The sequence below is a fragment of the Collinsella aerofaciens genome (assembly GCF_040920445.1).
Classification (GTDB): domain Bacteria; phylum Actinomycetota; class Coriobacteriia; order Coriobacteriales; family Coriobacteriaceae; genus Collinsella; species Collinsella aerofaciens_BH.
On record NZ_JBCOTQ010000108.1, the window covers coordinates 1 to 1,030 of the forward strand.

Consider the following 1,030-nt stretch of genomic DNA (forward strand, 5'->3'; position numbering starts at 1 on the left):
TGCTCGACCACGGTCCCCACCGGCTGGGTCGGCAGCTCCTCGGGCTGCGCCGGCGATGTCTCCCACTGCCCCTCGCACCAGCTGTCGGCGCCGGTGCCGACGGCGTGGGCGACGAGCTCGCGGGAGAGGTCGTCGCTGTATATGTGCACCACGCGCCCCTCCCGGTTCACCCTGCACTCGCGGCGGACGTACCAGTAGGGCACGCCGTAGCGGTGCCCCTCGAAGCTCACGAAGCCGTCGAAGGAGATCTTCCGGCGCGGGCACAGGTACCGCTCGACCTCGGCCGTGACCTCGAGCGGCCTGGTGTTCGCCGAGCACGCCGCCTCGTGCTCGCGCATCGGGACGCATGCCGCCGCGCGCCGCCAGCGGCCTCCCTGCTCGGCGCACCAGAGGGCGGCCTCCCGGTTGAGGGCGTCAAGGTCGGTGAAGGACCTTCCCGCGAGGAAGTTCCCCTTCACGAAGCGGACGAGCCTCTCCACCTTGCCCTTCGTATAGGGGTGGCGCGGCCTGCACAGCCTGGTGCGGAAGCCGACGACGCCCATGAACTCGGCGTAGTCGGCCTGCCAGACGGGCCGGCCGTCGGCATCGCGGCGGACGACCACGCTCTTCATGTTGTCGGTGAGCACGGTCGCGGGCACGCCCAGCGCCGAGAACGCGTGCAGCATCCCGATGAGGAGGTTCTCCTGGCGCGCGTTCGGGAAGAACTCGACGTGGGCGCCCCCGCAATGGTGGCAGACCATGGCGAAGCAGGCGATCCGCGCCCGCTCCCCGCCGGGGCGCTCGACCGCGACGAAGCCCCAGTCCATCTGGTAGGCCTCTCCGGGCGCCGTCCTGAAGCGCTGGCCGCGGCAGCCCTGCGGGGCCGCCTGCCGCCTCTTCGCGGGCACGAGGTCCCGGTGCGCGGCGATGTAGGTCTTCACCGTGGTGAGGCCGCCGGCGTAGCCCTGGCCGAGCAGCCGCTCGAATATCACCTGCGAGTTGGTGACGCCCTTCCGCAGGAGGTCGTCCACCAGGCCGGTGTGGCCGGCGA

Annotated in this window: 1 protein-coding gene; it reads right to left on the minus strand. The window is 71.7% G+C overall.

The window, feature by feature from the left end:
• Nucleotides 1–1,030 (minus strand): IS21 family transposase (gene istA, locus AB5405_RS09820; protein WP_368138362.1); only part of this gene is annotated, 1,030 nt, incomplete at both ends.